Source organism: Nocardia sp. NPDC060220 (assembly GCF_042727815.1).
Taxonomy (GTDB): domain Bacteria; phylum Actinomycetota; class Actinomycetes; order Mycobacteriales; family Mycobacteriaceae; genus Nocardia.
In genome coordinates this window covers 1-2,172 of record NZ_JBHWZY010001029.1, presented here as the reverse complement: position 1 = coordinate 2,172, position 2,172 = coordinate 1, and the positions used below count along the sequence as shown (strand labels likewise).

Genomic DNA, 2,172 nt, shown 5'->3' with positions numbered 1-2,172 from the left:
GGAACAGGATTTGAACCTGCGACCTCTGGGTTATGAGCCCAGCGAGCTACCGAGCTGCTCCATCCCGCGTTGCAAATACCACTTTACACGGGGTGGGGCGGAAGGCGAAATCGCTGGCCTGATCAGCCGAAATGGATGCCTTGCGCGAGCGGGAGTTCGGTGGAGTAGTTGACGGTGTTGGTGGCCCGGCGCATGTAGGCCTTCCAGGAGTCGGAGCCCGATTCCCGGCCGCCGCCGGTGTTCTTCTCCCCGCCGAACGCGCCGCCGATCTCCGCGCCCGATGTCCCGATGTTGACATTGGCGATGCCGCAGTCGGAACCGGCGAGGAACTGTTCGGCCTCGCGCTGGTCGAGGGTGAAGATCGACGAGGAAAGTCCCTGGGTCACACCGTTGTTCAAGGCGATGGCTTCGTCGAGTTCGTCGTAGGTCAGCACGTACAGAATCGGCGCGAAGGTTTCCTCGCGCACGAGTTCGGTCTGCGCGGGCATGCGGACGAGGGCGGGCCGCACGTAGTAGGCGTCGGGTCCGAGCGTCTCGACGCGCTCACCGCCGCAGACGATGTCGCCGCCCTCGGCCACCGAACCGACCAGCGCCTTCTGCATCCCGGCGAAGGCATGCTCGTTGATCAGCGGCCCGACCAGGATGCCGTCGTCGAGTGGATTGCCCACGGGCAGTTGGCTGTACGCCGCGGCGAGCCGTTCGACCAGCTGGTCGGCGATCGAACGATGCGCGATCAACCGTCGCAGACTCGTACACCGCTGGCCCGCTGTCCCCGCCGCGGAGAAGACGATGCCACGCACCGCCAGTTCCAGATCGGCACTCGGCGCGACGATCGCGGCGTTGTTTCCACCCAGCTCGAGCAGGCATCGACCGAAACGCCCGGCCACCCGCGGGGCGACGGTGGCGCCCATCCGCACCGAGCCCGTCGCGCTCACCAGGGCGACCCGGCCATCGTCGACCAACGCCGAGCCGACGGTCGCGTCCCCTTGGATCAGCTGGTGCACTTCGGGATCCGCGCCTACATCCACCGCCGCGCGACGCAGCAGCGTGTGGCAGGCCAGCGCCGTCAACGGCGTGGTCTCCGACGGCTTCCAGACCACCGTGTCGCCGCACACCAGGGCGATCGCGGTATTCCAAGCCCACACCGCGACAGGGAAATTGAACGCCGAGATCACCCCGACTACGCCGAGTGGATGCCAGGTCTCCATGAGGCGATGGCCGGGACGCTCGGAAGGCATAGTGGCGCCGTAGAGTTGGCGCGAGAGCCCGATCGCGAACTCGCAGACGTCGATCATCTCCTGTACTTCGCCCAGCGCCTCGGGGCCGATCTTGCCTGCCTCCAGGGTCACCAGCTCCGCCAGCTCGTCCTGATGGGCCACCAGCAACTGGGCCAGCCTGCGCACCAGGCCCGCTCGCACCGGCGCGGGGACCGTGCGCCAGGCCTCGAACGCGGTTGCGGCGCGGCCGATCGCGGCGTCCACGTCGGCGGGGGCGTCGACGGCCAGCGGCAACAGGACACCGCCGGAGATCGGCGTGCGCGCCAGCAGCGGGCCGGGTTCCGGCACCGCGGCGCCGAGGCCGTGCAGGAGCGCCCTGGCTCGCAGCGAGAGCTGCTCGGAGAAGTTCACGGTCTGCGTCATCGGTACTCTGCTCACCTTCTGCTGTTTGGTACGACTCACGGAAAAGTTCGGGAGAATTCGGTGGGGAACGGAAAGAAGTTTTCCCCGCGCGAGCCCCACGCTGCGTTAGCCTTCGCTGATGGCGGATACACCGGCTCGACCCCAGCTCGATGACATCGATCGACTATTGATCAAAGAACTGATGGCAGACGGCCGCGCCACATTGTCGAATCTGGCGGAGAAGGCCAGTCTCTCGGTCTCCGCGGTGCAATCGCGGGTGCGCAGGCTCGAAGCGCGCGGCGTGATCCGCGGATACACGGCGCAGGTGGACCCCGAAGCGCTCGGGCACTTGTTGTCGGCGTTCGTCGCGATCACTCCTCTCGACCCGTCCCAGCCCGATGACGCGCCCGCCTTGCTGCAGCACATCCCCGGCATCGAGGGGTGCCACTCGGTAGCGGGCGAGGAGAGCTACGTCCTGCTGGTTCGGGTGGCCTCGCCTCGGCATCTGGAACATCTGCTGCAGGAGATCAGGGCCACGGCCAATGTGCACACC

The 2,172-nt window shown here is 67.2% G+C and carries 2 protein-coding genes; one reads left to right on the top strand and one right to left on the bottom strand.

Annotation, left to right across the window (positions count from 1 at the left end; all coding sequences use genetic code 11):
• Window positions 1–122: 122 nt before the first annotated feature.
• Window positions 123–1,640: an aldehyde dehydrogenase family protein gene (locus ACFWF3_RS33225; protein WP_379317888.1), complete on the bottom strand. Its 1,518-nt coding sequence runs from the start codon at window positions 1,638–1,640 to the stop codon at window positions 123–125.
• Between the two features lie 118 nt (window positions 1,641–1,758).
• Here ACFWF3_RS33225 and ACFWF3_RS33220 point away from each other — a divergent pair.
• Window positions 1,759–2,172 (top strand): Lrp/AsnC family transcriptional regulator (locus tag ACFWF3_RS33220; RefSeq protein ID WP_379317886.1); only part of this gene is annotated, 414 nt, incomplete at its 3' end.